This is a genomic window from Ruegeria sp. CH5, from assembly GCF_056537025.1.
In genome coordinates, this window is sequence record NZ_JBQFQT010000006.1 from 93272 (window position 1) to 106643 (window position 13372).

Sequence of the window (13372 nt, forward strand, 5' to 3'; positions counted from 1 at the left end):
TCCTATTCGGGATCCGTCGAGTAGATCAGTCGCTCGTCGCAGGGGGCGACGCGCAGGATGTTGGTCGAGCCTGGCACGTTGAACGGGACACCGGCGGTCACCACGATCTGATCCGAGGCGCCGGCAAACCCGCTGGCTCGCGCCGCGCGCGCCGCATTGACCACGGCGCTTTTGAACCGCTCGAGCTCGGGCGTCATCACGCAGTGACAGCCCCAGCTGAGACACAGACGCCGCGCGGTGCCCCGCAGCGAAGTCATGGCGATGATCGGGACACCGGGACGCTCGCGGGCGGTGAGCAGTGCGGTGGTGCCGCTTTGGGTAAAGCAGCAGATCGCCTTGATGTCGGTCTTTTCGGCGATTTCACGGGCCGCGGCCACGATGCCGTCGGCAACGGTCGTTCCCTTGGTCTGGCGCGAAGCGTCGATGATCTGTTTGTAGGTTGGGTCGGCTTCGACCTCGATCGCGACCTTGTTCATGGTCTGAACGGCCTCGATCGGATACGAGCCCGCGGCCGACTCGGCGCTCAGCATGATGGCGTCGGTTCCCTCATATATGGCAGTGGCGACGTCCGACACTTCGGCGCGGGTGGGCATCGGGCTTTCGATCATGCTTTCCAGCATCTGGGTGGCAACGATAACCGGCTTGGCGGCAGCGCGGCACTTTCGGACCAGTCGCTTTTGAATCGGAGGCACGGCCGAGACCGGGAGTTCGACGCCCAGATCGCCACGGGCGACCATGATGCCGTCCGATGCGTCGAGGATTTCGTCGAACGCCTCGACCGCCGCGGGTTTTTCAATCTTGGACAGGATGGCGGCGCGGCCGTCAGCCAGGGCGCGCGCTTCGTACACGTCCTTGGCCCGCTGCACGAAGCTCAGCGCAAGCCAGTCGACGCCCAGCTGGCAGACGAACTCCAGATCGTCCCGGTCCTTCTCCGACAGGGCCGCCAGCGGCAGCACCACGTCGGGCACGTTCACACCCTTGCGGTTCGAGATGGTTCCGCCGATTTCAACTTTGCAATCCGCGAAATCGGGGCCGCATTTCTCAACCACAAGCCGGATCTTGCCGTCGTTGACCAGCAGATGCGCCCCCGCTTCCAACGCCTGAAAAATCTCGGGGTGCGGCAGGCAGACCCGGCTGACATCGCCCGGAGTTTCGTCCAGATCCAAACGGAACGCGGCACCTTCGACCAAGTCCTCTGCATCATTCGCAAACACACCGACCCGCAGTTTCGGGCCCTGAAGGTCCGCCAGAATGGCGATCGGGCTATCGAGGTCCTTTTCGATCTGACGGATGATCCGGTGGCGTTCACGGATTTCGTCGTGGCTGCCATGGCTCATGTTCAGGCGGAAAACATCGGCGCCGGCCTCGTGCAGAGCACGGATCATATCATAGTCGTTGGACGCCGGGCCCAGCGTCGCCACGATTTTCACATTTCTCAGGCGTCGCATCGATCTTGCTCTCCTTGATGGTCGAATGTTACCGCAAACAATAGTCGGTTTGCTTATTGCGCAATTCCCTTTCCGAGGCAACTGTCCTACACCTGCGGCAAACAAGATGACAGGCTCATGACATACACTCCGTTTTACGTGCACGGGGCGGATCGCCCGTCCCGCTGGCTGATCACGTGCGACCATGCCACCAACATCGTACCGCCGCAGATCAACGGCGGCGACCTCGGCCTTCCGCGTGAGGACATGGAGCGCCACATCGCCTATGACGTGGGCGCCTACGAGGTATCGAAACATCTGGGCGAGATCCTGAACGCGCCGGTGATTGCCGCCAATTTCTCTCGGCTGGTGATCGACCCGAACCGGGGCGAGGACGACCCGACCCTGTTGATGAAGCTGTATGACGGGTCGATCATTCCGGCCAACCGTCACGCCGACGCCGCCGAGCGCGAACGGCGCCTGAACCTGTGCTATCGCCCCTATCACGAAGCGCTAGCCAAGATGGCCGCCCTGCCTCACGCCGTAATCGTGTCGATGCATTCCTTCACGCGCCAGCTGCGGGGCCGCCCGCCGCGCCCCTGGGACGTCGGCATCCTGCACACCGCGGACGAGCGGTTCTCGGCCCCGCTGATCGAGCGCCTGCGGGCCGAGGAGGATCTGTGCGTCGGCGTGAACGAGCCCTATACCGGCGTGCTGCCGGGGGATGCGATCGACCGGCACGCCACCGCCTTTGGTCGCCCCAACGCGCTGATCGAGCTGCGCAACGACCTGATCGCCGATCATGCCGGGCAGCGCGCCTGGGCCGAGCGGCTGGCCCCAATCCTGAACGATGCGCTGGCCGCAAGCGGGCTGTAACGCTGGAAAAATCCGCGACCAAACGACGCCCGTGCTCTTGCGCGGCGCGCGGGCGGCCCCCATTTTTGGGGTGAAAGGAGGCCGTCATGACACCTGAAACCCTGACAGCCTTTTTCGGCTGGATGACCGTTCTGAACTTTGCGGTCCTGCTGCTGTCGACTCTGATGGTGGTGGCCCTGCAGGACCGCATCGCCGCCATTCACGGCCGCATGTTCCAGATGGACAAGGCCGAGGTCAGAAAGGCCTATTTCAAGTATCTTGCGAACTACAAGATCCTGACCCTGATCTTCTGCCTGATGCCCTGGATTGCCCTCAAGCTGGTCTGATCCGGCGCGCGTTGTGCAATGGCCTCGGGCTTGCTAGGTCTGGATCAAATCCCACGAACCGGAGCCCTACCATGGACCCCCAGACCGAGATCGAACTTCAGGCCGCCGCTTTCCGCCGTCTGCAGAAACACCTGATGCAGGACCGCACCGACGTTCAGAACATCGACATGATGAACCTGGCCGGGTTCTGCCGAAACTGCCTGGCGCGGTGGTATCAGGAGGCGGCCAATGAAAAAGGCATCGAAATGGGCAAGGACGAAGCCCGCGAGATTTTCTATGACATGACCATGGATGAGTGGAAATCCAAATACCAGACCGAGGCCAGCCCCGAGAAACAGGCCGCCTTCAAGGTCGCGTTCGAAGAGAACGTGGGCAAAACAGACTGACGCCTTAACGAAAAGGCCCGCCAGATCGGCGGGCCTATGCATTCAGATCGCTGCCTTCAGGCTTTCGTCCAGATAGATCTCGCGCAGCCGCGTGGCGATCGGGCCCGGCGTGCCGTTGCCCAGCACCACGCCGTCGATCTCGACCACAGGCATTACGAACGCGCTGGCCGAGGTGGTAAAGGCCTCGTCGGCTTCTTTTGCTTCGTCGATGGTGAACAGGCGCTCCTCGACTTCCATCTGCGCCTCGGCCGCCATGCGCAGTACCGCCTTGCGGGTAATCCCGTGCAGGATGTCGTTCGACAGCGGGCGGGTAACGATCTTGCCGTTCTTGACGATATAGGCGTTGTTGCTGGTGCCTTCGGTCACATACCCGTCTTCGATCATCCAGGCATCATCGCACCCTGCGGCCTTGGCCATCATCTTGCCCATGGAGGGGTACAGCAGTTGCACCGTCTTGATGTCGCGCCGGCCCCAGCGGATATCCTCGATCGAGATGATCTTGGCCCCTTTCTTCGCCGCCGGGTTGTCAGCCAGCCCGGGCTTGTTCTGGGTGAACAGCACCAGCGTCGGCTTGGTGTCTGCCGAAGGGAAGACAAAATCGCGGTCGCCATCGCTGCCGCGGGTGACCTGCAGATAGACCAGCCCCTCGTTGATACCGTTCAGCTCGACCAGCTTGCGGTGGATTTCGAGCAGCTCGTCCTTGGTGCAGGGTTCGGCCATCTGTAATTCGTCCAGAGACCGCTTCAGGCGCACCGCGTGACCCTCGAAGTCGATCAGCTTGCCGTCCAGCACGCTGGTCACCTCATAGACGGCATCCGCCATCAGAAAGCCTCGGTCGAAGATCGAGACCTTGGCTTCGGTCTCGGGCAGGTATTCGCCGTTCACGTAAACGGTGCGGGTCATGTCATATCCTTCTCGTCCTTGGTCTGCGCCCATTCCTCGCCTCAGCGCGTCACCCCCAGAGCGCCGCCTGCGGCGGGTGTACTCCGGCCTCGTCGAAAACCAGCGGGGTGTCGCGGTCTTCGGCCAACAGAAGCGGGCCGTCAAGGTCCGTCACCAGCGCACCCTGCGCCACCAGTGTCGCAGGTGCCATCGCCAAAGAGCTGCCGACCATGCAGCCTACCATGATGCCATAGCCCTCGGCCTGCGCTGCGCGGCGTAGTTCCAGCGCCTCGGTCAGACCGCCGGTCTTGTCCAGCTTGATGTTGATCACGTCATATTTGCCCTTCAGACCGGGCAGGCTGGCGCGATCGTGGCAGCTCTCGTCGGCGCAGACCGGCACCGGGCGATCGAGTCCGATCAGCGCCTCGTCATCGCCGGCGGGCAGCGGCTGTTCGACCAACGCGACGCCCAAACGCACCAGATGCGGCGCCAGATCGGCATAGACCTCAGCCGACCAGCCCTCGTTGGCATCCACGATGATCTTTGCATCCCGTGCCCCGGCTCGCACGGCCTCGAGCCGCGGCATGTCGTCGGGCGTGCCCAGCTTGATCTTCAACAGCGGACGATGCGCGTTCTTCGCCGCCTGCGCCCGCATGGCGTCGGGCGTGTCCAGCGACAGGGTATAGGCAGTGATCTCGGGTTTGGGCGCGGGCAGGCCGGCCAGTTCCCAAGCGCGCTTGCCCGCGCGCTTCGCCTCAAGGTCCCACAGGGCGCAATCGACCGCATTGCGCGCGGCACCGGCGGGCAGCAGGTCCATCAGCGACTGGCGCGTGAAGGCCTCTGGCAAACCGCGGATCTCGGCCTCGACCGACTCCAGCGTTTCGTCATACCGGGCATAGGGCACACATTCACCCCAACCCTGATGCGTCCCATCCGTCAGGCGCACCGTCAGTACTTTGGCCTCGGTCCGCGACCCGCGCGAGATGGTGAACACCTGCGCCAGCCGGAACACATCACGAGAGACGTCGATCTGCACGCGCGCCCTCCTTTGTTTTTGCAGTTTCCAGCGCCGGAGGCAGGTATCCTCGCCATCGGCGCCCCGGTTGGATCACATCGCGGCCAGCGCGTCCACCAGCTTGCCCGCGCCGAACCGGTACGGATCCGTGGTCGGCAGGCCCATCTCGGCCTCGACCTTGGCGATGTAGGCTTTCGCGTCCTCCTCGCTCAGGTGCTGCGTGTTGATCGACACACCCGCGACCTGACAGGCGGGGTTCGCCACGCGCGCCAAAGGCAGAGCCGTGTCGCGCAGTTGTTCCAGCGTCGGCAAGGAGTATTCCGGCAGACCGCGCATATGGGTGCGTGTCGGTTCGTGGCACAGAACCAGAGCATCCGGCTGACCGCCATGGATCAAAGCCATGGTCACGCCGGAATACGAGACATGGAACAGCGACCCCTGCCCCTCGATGTGATCCCAGTGATCGGGATCGTTCTCGGGCGTCAGGTATTCTACGGAACCGGCCATGAAGTCAGCCACCACGGCGTCAAGCGGAACGCCCTGCCCGGTGATCAGAATGCCGGTCTGGCCGGTTGCGCGGAAGGTCGATTTGTTGCCGCGCTTGCGCATCTCGGCATCCATCGACATGGCCGTGTACATCTTGCCCGCCGAACAATCGGTGCCCACCGCCAGACAGCGCTTGCCGCTGCGCTTGCGCCCGTTGGCGATCGGGTAGCCCACCGTGGGCACGCGAACGTCATGCAGCGTGCAGCCATGGGTCTGGGCCGCGGCCACCAGATCGCCTTCGTCGCGCAGCAGGTTGTGCAGGCCCGAGGCCAGGTCATAGCCCATTTCCAGCGCGGCGATCAGGACCTCTTTCCAGGCCTGGCTGATGACGCCACCGCGGTTCGCGACACCGATGACCAGTGTCTTGGCGCCGGCGGCCTTGCCTTCGGCCAGGGTCATGTCGGTCAGACCCAGATCGGCCTTGCAGCTCTCCATCCGCAGCTGACCCACGGCGTTTTCCGGGCGCCAGTCCCGAATGCCGATCGCGACCTTGGCGGCCAGTTGGTCGGGGGCATCACCCAAAAACAGCAGATACGGTGTCTCGATCATCGCGCGCTCTCCTTTTCTTCCGCCCCAACCTATTGAAGGCCGTCAACGAGCGTTTCTCGTTTTCCTCCGACCTCCTGCACCTCGACCGGAGAATTTTGCAAGATTCGCCAGAACGACGCAAAAAGCTTCGAAATTTTCAAAATGATGAAACTTTGACCGCCGAGTTCCGGGGGCTGCGCACAGCTTTCTGCAACAGCATTGCCGCAACTGCACAATCAGGCTTGCGCAGGGTCGCGCAATTTAATACCCAATTGCCAACTGAAATCGCAATTTCATTACTCAGTGAGGTGCCGATGAGCTTTCGTATCCAACCCGCCGCCCCGGCGCGACCAAACCGCTGTCAGCTGTTCGGCCCCGGATCCAACACCAAGCTGTTCCCCAAGATGGCCGCCTCGGCCGCGGACGTGATCAACCTCGACCTTGAAGATTCGGTGGCCCCGTCCGACAAGGACGCCGCCCGCGCCAACGTGATCGAGGCGCTGAACACCGTGGATTGGGGCAACAAGTACATGTCGGTGCGCATCAACGGGCTGGATACGCCCTATTGGTACCGTGATGTCGTTGACCTGCTGGAACAGGCCGGCGACCGGCTGGATCAGATCATGATCCCCAAGGTGGGCTGCGCCGAGGATGTCTATGCGGTTGATGCCCTGGTCACTGCGATCGAACGCGCGAAGGGCCGCACCAAGCCCATCAGCTTTGAAGTCATCATCGAATCCGCCGCCGGCATCGCCCATGTCGAGGACATCGCGGCCTCCTCTACACGCCTGCAGGCCATGAGCCTGGGCGCGGCCGATTTCGCCGCCTCGATGGGGATGCAGACCACGGGAATCGGCGGCACGCAGGAAAACTATTACATGCTGCGCGAGGGCCAGAAATACTGGTCGGACCCGTGGCACTGGGCGCAGGCTGCCATCGTGGCGGCCTGCCGCACCCATGGGGTGCTGCCGGTCGACGGTCCGTTCGGCGACTTCTCGGACGACGAAGGCTATATCGCGCAGGCGCGCCGTTCGGCGACGCTGGGCATGGTCGGCAAATGGGCGATCCACCCCAAGCAGATCGCGCTGGCCAATGAGGTCTTCACCCCGTCGGACGAGGCGGTGGCCGAAGCGCGCGAGATCCTGGCCGCGATGGAGCAGGCCAAGGCCAATGGCGAAGGCGCCACGGTCTACAAGGGGCGGTTGGTCGACATCGCCTCGATCAAGCAGGCCGAGGTAATCGTGGCGCAAGCCGAACTGATTGCCGCAAACGGCTGATGGGGAATTATGAGAAAAGGCGCTCGTTTTGTGCGCCTTTTCCTGACTTCGGTTGGCCTCAGCGGCCGAACACGTTGTTTGGGGTCCAGGTAAACTTCTCACCCTGCTTGCCGGATTTCATCATCAGGCAGGACGTTCCCAGCTTCTGGAAATAGATGATCTTCAGAGGGTACCAGCCCGCCTTTGGAACTTCGACTTCCGTGCGCTGGTTGGCTTCACACCCCTGGATCCCAGTGACTCGACCGATCTGCTGGCCACCGACATAGGCCTCGATCCCGTCATTGGACCAGGTTTCAAGCTCGTAAATGCCCGGAGAATCAAAGCGCATGTACCCGGTGATTTCAGCGGCAACATTGTAGGGGTCCGTGAATGTCAAAACCGGCTCACCCTTGTTGGTGTCGGCGTAGTCCAGCCCGCGCAGTGGCTTGCCCGGCTTGGCCTTGGACAACACGCTTTTGGCCTGGCTCAGATCGCGGATCTTTCGCTGAGTACCCTGCCCCACATATTTCACGTTCAACCCCGCCTTGGGATTGGGCTGCGGGTTGGCGGGCTGCAATTTCAAAGGCGCGGCGAATGCGGCACCGGCGACAATCGCCACAACGGCCGCCAATGCGCCTGTCCGAACAAAACTCATGATCGTGTCTCCCTGACATCGCGCCCTGTTCGATCTGATGCCGAGTTTCTGGCGCTTTCAGGCTGACGATATTCCGGGATACATATGCCTGCAAGGTCCTTGCGGCAGTGGGTTCAAGCTCAGGCCCTCAGGTCTTTCGGGGATCCCATGACCACGTAGGACGTGATCGAGGTGACATGGGGCAACGTGCCCAATACGTCGGTATGGAAGGTCTTGTAGGCCGAGAGGTCGGCGCATTCCACCCGCAGCAAGTATTCGATCGTACCGGTGATGTTGTGGCATTCGACCACTTCGGGCGCCAATTGCACCGCTTTTTCAAAACCTTCCTGGGCGGCCTTTGTATGCTCACCCAGTCCAACGCCGATATAGGCGACGAAACCGACGCCCATCGCCGCAGGGTTCAAAACGGCGCGATACCCGCTGATGACGCCCGACCGCTCAAGCTCTTGAACCCGGCGCAGACAGGCTGACGGCGAAAGCCCTACGCGGTCCGCCAGTTCAAGGTTGCTGATCCGGCCATTCCGGGCCACCTCTTGCAATATTTGCTGATTCTTGAGGTCAATATTCGCCATTTGTTGCAAGCTTTATGTAATCGAGCGCGAAATCGCAATTTCATTTGACCATACATGGGCGATCTTTGCGCCATGACTTACGATATTCTACTAGCGCTGGTCGCCTTTGCCTTTGTCTCGTCCATCACGCCGGGGCCGAACAATCTGATGCTCATGGCCTCAGGGGCAAATTTCGGGTTCCGGCGGACGATCCCCCATATGCTGGGTATCGGCTTGGGCTTTATGCTGATGGTTTTGTTGGTCGGCGCAGGATTGGTGCAGGTGTTCGAGGCCTATCCCGTCAGCCACGTGATCCTCAAAATCGCGTCGGTGGCCTATCTGCTATTCCTCGCGTGGCGAATTGCCAATGCGGCTCCCTCCAAGGGCCCGAGGCACGTCGGACGGCCCATGACGTTTCTGCAGGCGGCAGCGTTTCAGTGGGTGAACCCCAAAGCCTGGGCCATGGCGCTGACGGCAACGACGGCCTATGCCCCGGGCCAGACCCTGCAAGCCATTGCGCTGGTTGCCCTTGTATTCGGCTGCGTGAATCTGCCATCTGTCAGCACCTGGACGGTTCTGGGCGAGCAGATGGCGCGCGTGCTGACAAACCGGCGACGTCTGACCGTGTTCAACTGGTCGATGGCGGTTCTTCTGCTGATTTCGTTGTACCCGGTGCTGTGGCCGGGCTGAAGTCGCCGGCCCGCGTACCTTTTCGTCCCACGCGGGAAACGCACCCCGACATGCGGTGCCGAGTTGCATCCGGGGCGACCTCGGGTCATATAGCGGAGAACTTTCGCGTTGAGAGGCGTCATGACCCAGTATCTGGATTTCGAAAAACCGCTGGCCGAGATTGAAGGCAAAGCTGAAGAGCTGCGCGCCCTGGCCCGCGCCAACGAAGAGATGGACGTAGCGGACGAAGCCGCCGCGCTGGACGCCAAGGCGGCCAAGCTGCTGGACGAGTTGTACAAGGACCTGACGCCCTGGCGGAAATGCCAGGTGGCCCGCCATCCCCAACGTCCGCACTGCAAGGATTATGTCGAGGCCCTGTTCACCGAATTCACCCCGCTGGCTGGCGACCGCAATTTTGCCGACGATCTGGCGGTCATCGGCGGCCTGGCACGGTTCAACGACCAGCCGGTGATGGTGATCGGCCATGAAAAAGGCTCGGACACCAAATCGCGGATCGAGCGCAACTTCGGCATGGCCCGCCCCGAAGGCTATCGCAAAGCCGTGCGCCTTATGGAAATGGCTGGTCGGTTTGGTCTGCCGGTGATCACCTTGGTGGATACTGCCGGCGCGTATCCGGGCAAGGGCGCGGAAGAACGCGGGCAATCCGAAGCGATCGCCCGTTCAACCGAGATGTGTCTGAAAATCGGTGTGCCGCTGGTGTCTGTCATCATCGGCGAAGGCGGCTCGGGCGGCGCGGTGGCCTTTGCCACGGCCAACCGGGTGGCGATGCTGGAGCACTCGATCTATTCGGTGATTTCGCCCGAGGGTTGCGCATCGATCCTGTGGAAAGATGCCGAAAAAATGCGCGAGGCCGCCGAGGCGCTGCGCCTGACCGCGCAGGACCTGCACAAGCTGGGCGTCTGCGACCTGATCATCCCCGAACCCAAAGGTGGCGCACATCGCGACCGCCCGGCTACGATCGAATCCGTGGGCAAGGCGATCGCCAAGATGCTGAAGGATCTGAACGGCAAGGATGCCGCCGCGCTGATCAAGGACCGGCGTCAGAAATTCCTGGACCTGGGGTCCAAAGGACTGGCGGCCTGATCCGTCAGCCCCCCAATGAGCGCAACAAACTGACCGAGGGCACGCCCGTAACGGGCATGCCCTTGGCTTGCTGATACGCGGTTATGGCCGCGGTGGTATTCTTGCCAATCACCCCATCAGCGCCTTGCGTGTCATACCCGGCAGCAGTCAGACGACGCTGCAACTCTTTGCGATCTTCCAGCGTCAGGCCGGTTTCGTCGGGCCCGAAAGACGCCAGAAAGGGTGCGCCACCGGCGATCCGATCCGACAGGTGCCCGACCCCGATCGCGTAGCTGTCCGAGTTGTTGTAGCGTTTGATCACCTGGAAATTGCGGAACACCGCTATGCGCGGCCCGGGTTTCTGCGGCTGCAGGATTGCAACCGGTGTGCCCGAATTTGCCGCCGCAGATCCGACCTCACCCCCCCAAGGCTGGCCCCGCACCCAACCCGCCCGCGACAGGTAGGCAGCCGTCGAAGCCAGCGAGTCCGTCGGATCGTCGGACCAGATGTCGCGTCGGCCGTCTCCGGTGAAATCCACGGCGTAGGCCAGATACGAGGTCGGGATGAATTGCGTATGCCCCATGGCACCGGCCCAGCTGCCGGTCATGTTCGCCGGCGACGTGTCACCGTTCTGAAGGATCTTCAACGCCGCAATCAGCTGGCTTTCGAAGAACGCCCCGCGACGCCCGTCATAGGCCAGCGTGGAAAGGGCCGAAATCACGGGCACATCGCCCCGCCGCTGCCCATAGCGGCTTTCCAGCCCCCAGACCGCCACCACGACCTCTTTCTCCACGCCATAGCGCGACTCGATCTGCGTGAGGGTGGCATTGTGGCGTTGCAGCATCTGCTTGCCGGTACTGATCCGCTCGTCGGACGCGGCGATGGCCAGATAGTCTTCGAGCGAGCGCTTGAACTCGACCTGGTTGCGGTCGCGTTCGATCACATCTGGTAGGTAACCGGCACCCTGAAACGCCCGGTCGATAGTCGCTTGCGAAATACCCTGCCCCGCCGCGCGCGCCTTGAAACTTGCAACCCAAGAATCCCAGCCGGCATTGGGCACTGCCCGCATTCGCGACACGGTTGTTCCGGTTGGCGCGGGCCCGCCCGCGCAGGCGCTCAGGAAACCTGCACCGAGACCCAGTGAGAATGTCCGTCGATTGATCATGGCTGAAATCTGCTCTTGTTTGTTGTTGGCAGCAGCGTAGCGCAGCAAATGCCTTGAGGCCAGCTTCGCAACCGCCACCCGTTTGGATTTTTCACTTTGGGCAAAGGCCCGCTCAGCTGACCAGCAGGCGCAGACCCTGGGTCACATCCGATCGCACCGCCAACCGCAAACCCGGCTCGTCCCCCGCCTTCAGAGCGGCGATGATCAGTTTGTGGTAATGCGGCGGTTCGGTCCGTCGCAGGCGGCCATAAAGAGCGCGCATGGTCGGACCAAGCTGCAGCCAGACGGTTTCGGCCATCGCTAGCATGGCCGGAGCCTGCGCACGCAGATAAAGCGTGCGGTGAAACTCAAGGTTCGTTCGGATGTAGCCGACCGCATCACGCTTGGTCACCATTTCGGCCACGGTCATGTTGATGCTCTGCAACCGGTCGATCAGAGCCATATGCGCCCGAGGCAGCGCACGGCTGGCCAGCTCGACCTCCAGCAGGGCCCGCAGCGCGGCCAATTCTTCGATCCGGTCGTTGCTGAGTTCGGGCGTGGAGACCCGACCCGAGTTGGACAGAAAGAGCGCCCCTTCGGCGGCCAGACGGCGCACGGCTTCGCGCGCCGGCGTCATGGACACACCGAACTCCTTGCCTATTCCGCGCAGCGTCAGCGCCTGACCGGGCGGGATTTCTCCATGCATGATTCGAGACCGCAGGGCGCGGTATACCTGATCATGGGTCGCGATCTGAGAGTCGGAGCTGCGGGTGGTCAACATGCCCTCATGTGATCACAAATCCCCGTGAGGTCAACCGGCGGGCGCATCGAACCTGTAACGGTGCAGTTCGGCCCCATTGTCACGCAGCCAGTGCCGGGCCGCTTTGTACGGGCCGAACAGGCGCTCGACCTGCGCCCAGAACGCCGCCGAATGGTTCATCTCGGCCAGATGCGCGACCTCATGAGCCGCGACATAATGCAGGATTTCAGGGGGCGCCAGGATCAGCCGCCACGAAAACATCAACCCTCCCGCTGCGCTGCACGACCCCCACCGCGACCGTGTATCGCGCAACGTCAGGCTGGAGTACTCCCGCCCCAGCATGGCTGCATAGTCGTCGCAGGCTTCGATCAAGCGATCACGCGCCAACTCTTTCAAAAAGCGGGCGAGGCGCCGCGCCTCGGCCCCTTCGGGCACCGCAACCTGATCGGCGTGTAAACTGACCCGGCGCCCCTCCGCCGGTACGATTCGCCTTGGCACACCTTCGACCGGCAGGGTTTCCCCGAAGCCGACCGACGCCGGAACGGGCCGCGCGCCAAGATGCTGGCGGATCCAGTCCTCCTTTGAGCGCGCAAAGCCGATCGCCTCGGATTCGGACACACCCTGCGGATAAGTCAACGTAACCCGGCCATCCAACTGGGAAATCCGCAGGCTTATGCGGCGTGCCCGCGCCGATTTGCGCAAGGTCAGCGCAACGGGAGGCTGTCCGGGCAATGAATGTCGCCCCATGGTGCGATCTCCTTGGCGCAAAGGCTTTGACAGTACCCGCCGCATGTGGCAGGTGACCTGAATCGTTGATACGACTCACCTGATATCAAGGGGAATTGACATGCCCAAGGAAGAATGGGGCGTAAAGCGCGTTTGTCCGACCACTGGCAAGCGGTTTTATGACCTGAACAAGGACCCGATCATCAGCCCCTACACCGGCGAGATCGTGGAATTGGAAACCGGCAAGAGCCGGATGATCGCAGCCGACGCCGAAGATGCAGCGTCGGTCAAGGCGCGCGAAGCCTCGTCCGATGACGAACTGCTGGACGATGATGACGCAGTCGATGTCGATCTGGACGATGATCTGCTTGAGGACGACGACGAAGACAACGTCTCGTTGGACGACATCACCGACGTCGCGTCGGAAGACGAAGACTCGTGATCCGGCCGGGGCGGCGCAGGCTGCCCCGCGCCCCGACGCACCCCGTGCGCCGCGCATCTTTTTTCGCCGAATCCGATTTTTTGGTCTTGCACTCGCGCAC

Annotated in this window: 16 protein-coding genes; 7 read left to right on the plus strand and 9 right to left on the minus strand. The window is 62.4% G+C overall.

Annotated elements, in window-relative coordinates:
- Positions 1-2: 2 nt before the first annotated feature.
- On the minus strand, positions 3-1448 hold the full coding sequence (gene pyk, locus ACR0JC_RS17405) for a pyruvate kinase (RefSeq protein WP_170342769.1): 1446 nt from the start codon (positions 1446-1448) through the stop codon (positions 3-5).
- A gap of 117 nt (positions 1449-1565) precedes the next feature.
- On the opposite strand from pyk, the gene ACR0JC_RS17410 reads away from it, so the two are divergent.
- The 3 genes from ACR0JC_RS17410 to ACR0JC_RS17420 all read left to right on the plus strand — a co-directional run bounded on the left by ACR0JC_RS17410 (position 1566) and on the right by ACR0JC_RS17420 (position 3015).
- On the plus strand, positions 1566-2303 hold the full coding sequence (locus tag ACR0JC_RS17410; RefSeq protein WP_093965145.1) for an N-formylglutamate amidohydrolase: 738 nt from the start codon (positions 1566-1568) through the stop codon (positions 2301-2303).
- A gap of 86 nt (positions 2304-2389) precedes the next feature.
- A complete protein-coding gene (locus ACR0JC_RS17415) occupies positions 2390-2629 on the plus strand; it encodes a DUF6868 family protein (protein ID WP_093965143.1) in 240 nt (79 codons plus the stop codon).
- Positions 2630-2700: 71 nt separating this feature from the next.
- On the plus strand, positions 2701-3015 hold the full coding sequence (locus ACR0JC_RS17420; RefSeq protein WP_170343361.1) for a DUF1244 domain-containing protein: 315 nt from the start codon (positions 2701-2703) through the stop codon (positions 3013-3015).
- A 42-nt stretch (positions 3016-3057) separates the two neighbouring features.
- Here ACR0JC_RS17420 and ACR0JC_RS17425 read toward each other — a convergent pair whose 3' ends face one another.
- The 3 genes from ACR0JC_RS17425 to dgcN all read right to left on the minus strand — a co-directional run bounded on the left by ACR0JC_RS17425 (position 3058) and on the right by dgcN (position 6007).
- The gene (locus ACR0JC_RS17425; protein WP_170343360.1) at positions 3058-3918 is read right to left on the minus strand and encodes a D-amino-acid transaminase; all 861 of its coding nucleotides are present in this window, start codon (positions 3916-3918) and stop codon (positions 3058-3060) included.
- A 49-nt stretch (positions 3919-3967) separates the two neighbouring features.
- Positions 3968-4933: an N-acetyl-D-Glu racemase DgcA gene (dgcA, locus tag ACR0JC_RS17430; protein ID WP_170343359.1), complete on the minus strand. Its 966-nt coding sequence runs from the start codon at positions 4931-4933 to the stop codon at positions 3968-3970.
- Between the two features lie 72 nt (positions 4934-5005).
- Positions 5006-6007, minus strand: a complete 1002-nt coding sequence (dgcN, locus tag ACR0JC_RS17435; RefSeq protein ID WP_170343358.1) for an N-acetyltransferase DgcN — start codon at positions 6005-6007, stop codon at positions 5006-5008.
- A 293-nt stretch (positions 6008-6300) separates the two neighbouring features.
- Here dgcN and ACR0JC_RS17440 point away from each other — a divergent pair, with 293 nt between their 5' ends.
- Positions 6301-7263, plus strand: coding sequence for an L-malyl-CoA/beta-methylmalyl-CoA lyase (locus tag ACR0JC_RS17440; RefSeq protein WP_170343357.1), 963 nt, complete (start codon positions 6301-6303; stop codon positions 7261-7263).
- 58 nt (positions 7264-7321) lie between these two features.
- On the opposite strand, the gene ACR0JC_RS17445 is transcribed toward ACR0JC_RS17440, so the two are convergent.
- The gene (locus tag ACR0JC_RS17445) at positions 7322-7897 is read right to left on the minus strand and encodes a PA14 domain-containing protein (protein WP_170343356.1); all 576 of its coding nucleotides are present in this window, start codon (positions 7895-7897) and stop codon (positions 7322-7324) included.
- A 119-nt stretch (positions 7898-8016) separates the two neighbouring features.
- Positions 8017-8469 carry an Lrp/AsnC family transcriptional regulator gene (locus tag ACR0JC_RS17450; protein WP_170343355.1) on the minus strand — a complete coding sequence of 151 codons (453 nt, stop codon included), beginning with the start codon at positions 8467-8469 and terminating at the stop codon, positions 8017-8019.
- A gap of 72 nt (positions 8470-8541) precedes the next feature.
- On the opposite strand from ACR0JC_RS17450, the gene ACR0JC_RS17455 reads away from it, so the two are divergent.
- Positions 8542-9138, plus strand: coding sequence for a LysE family translocator (locus tag ACR0JC_RS17455; protein WP_170343354.1), 597 nt, complete (start codon positions 8542-8544; stop codon positions 9136-9138).
- A 120-nt stretch (positions 9139-9258) separates the two neighbouring features.
- Positions 9259-10221 carry an acetyl-CoA carboxylase carboxyltransferase subunit alpha gene (locus ACR0JC_RS17460; RefSeq protein ID WP_170343353.1) on the plus strand — a complete coding sequence of 321 codons (963 nt, stop codon included), beginning with the start codon at positions 9259-9261 and terminating at the stop codon, positions 10219-10221.
- A gap of 4 nt (positions 10222-10225) precedes the next feature.
- On the opposite strand, the gene ACR0JC_RS17465 is transcribed toward ACR0JC_RS17460, so the two are convergent.
- The 3 genes from ACR0JC_RS17465 to ACR0JC_RS17475 all read right to left on the minus strand — a co-directional run bounded on the left by ACR0JC_RS17465 (position 10226) and on the right by ACR0JC_RS17475 (position 12851).
- Positions 10226-11365, minus strand: a complete 1140-nt coding sequence (locus ACR0JC_RS17465) for a lytic murein transglycosylase (protein WP_170343450.1) — start codon at positions 11363-11365, stop codon at positions 10226-10228.
- 112 nt (positions 11366-11477) lie between these two features.
- Positions 11478-12125: a GntR family transcriptional regulator gene (locus ACR0JC_RS17470; RefSeq protein ID WP_093965127.1), complete on the minus strand. Its 648-nt coding sequence runs from the start codon at positions 12123-12125 to the stop codon at positions 11478-11480.
- A gap of 30 nt (positions 12126-12155) precedes the next feature.
- A complete protein-coding gene (locus ACR0JC_RS17475) occupies positions 12156-12851 on the minus strand; it encodes a M48 family metallopeptidase (RefSeq protein ID WP_254430826.1) in 696 nt (231 codons plus the stop codon).
- A gap of 100 nt (positions 12852-12951) precedes the next feature.
- On the opposite strand from ACR0JC_RS17475, the gene ACR0JC_RS17480 reads away from it, so the two are divergent.
- Positions 12952-13272, plus strand: coding sequence for a TIGR02300 family protein (locus ACR0JC_RS17480; protein WP_170342794.1), 321 nt, complete (start codon positions 12952-12954; stop codon positions 13270-13272).
- The last annotated feature ends 100 nt before the right edge of the window (positions 13273-13372 follow it).

Excerpts from the sequence above, each read along its gene's own strand:
- ACR0JC_RS17455 (WP_170343354.1), top strand. The coding sequence starts at position 8,542 with ATGACTTACGATATTCTACTAGCGCTGGTCGCCTTTGCCTTTGTCTCG.
- dgcN (WP_170343358.1), bottom strand. The coding sequence starts at position 6,007 with ATGATCGAGACACCGTATCTGCTGTTTTTGGGTGATGCCCCCGACCAA.
- ACR0JC_RS17450 (WP_170343355.1), bottom strand. The coding sequence starts at position 8,469 with ATGGCGAATATTGACCTCAAGAATCAGCAAATATTGCAAGAGGTGGCC.
- ACR0JC_RS17425 (WP_170343360.1), bottom strand. The coding sequence starts at position 3,918 with ATGACCCGCACCGTTTACGTGAACGGCGAATACCTGCCCGAGACCGAA.
- pyk (WP_170342769.1), bottom strand. The coding sequence starts at position 1,448 with ATGCGACGCCTGAGAAATGTGAAAATCGTGGCGACGCTGGGCCCGGCG.
- ACR0JC_RS17410 (WP_093965145.1), top strand. The coding sequence starts at position 1,566 with ATGACATACACTCCGTTTTACGTGCACGGGGCGGATCGCCCGTCCCGC.
- ACR0JC_RS17415 (WP_093965143.1), top strand. The coding sequence starts at position 2,390 with ATGACACCTGAAACCCTGACAGCCTTTTTCGGCTGGATGACCGTTCTG.
- ACR0JC_RS17460 (WP_170343353.1), top strand. The coding sequence starts at position 9,259 with ATGACCCAGTATCTGGATTTCGAAAAACCGCTGGCCGAGATTGAAGGC.
- ACR0JC_RS17445 (WP_170343356.1), bottom strand. The coding sequence starts at position 7,897 with ATGAGTTTTGTTCGGACAGGCGCATTGGCGGCCGTTGTGGCGATTGTC.
- ACR0JC_RS17440 (WP_170343357.1), top strand. The coding sequence starts at position 6,301 with ATGAGCTTTCGTATCCAACCCGCCGCCCCGGCGCGACCAAACCGCTGT.
- ACR0JC_RS17470 (WP_093965127.1), bottom strand. The coding sequence starts at position 12,125 with ATGTTGACCACCCGCAGCTCCGACTCTCAGATCGCGACCCATGATCAG.
- ACR0JC_RS17480 (WP_170342794.1), top strand. The coding sequence starts at position 12,952 with ATGCCCAAGGAAGAATGGGGCGTAAAGCGCGTTTGTCCGACCACTGGC.
- ACR0JC_RS17420 (WP_170343361.1), top strand. The coding sequence starts at position 2,701 with ATGGACCCCCAGACCGAGATCGAACTTCAGGCCGCCGCTTTCCGCCGT.
- ACR0JC_RS17465 (WP_170343450.1), bottom strand. The coding sequence starts at position 11,365 with ATGATCAATCGACGGACATTCTCACTGGGTCTCGGTGCAGGTTTCCTG.
- ACR0JC_RS17475 (WP_254430826.1), bottom strand. The coding sequence starts at position 12,851 with ATGGGGCGACATTCATTGCCCGGACAGCCTCCCGTTGCGCTGACCTTG.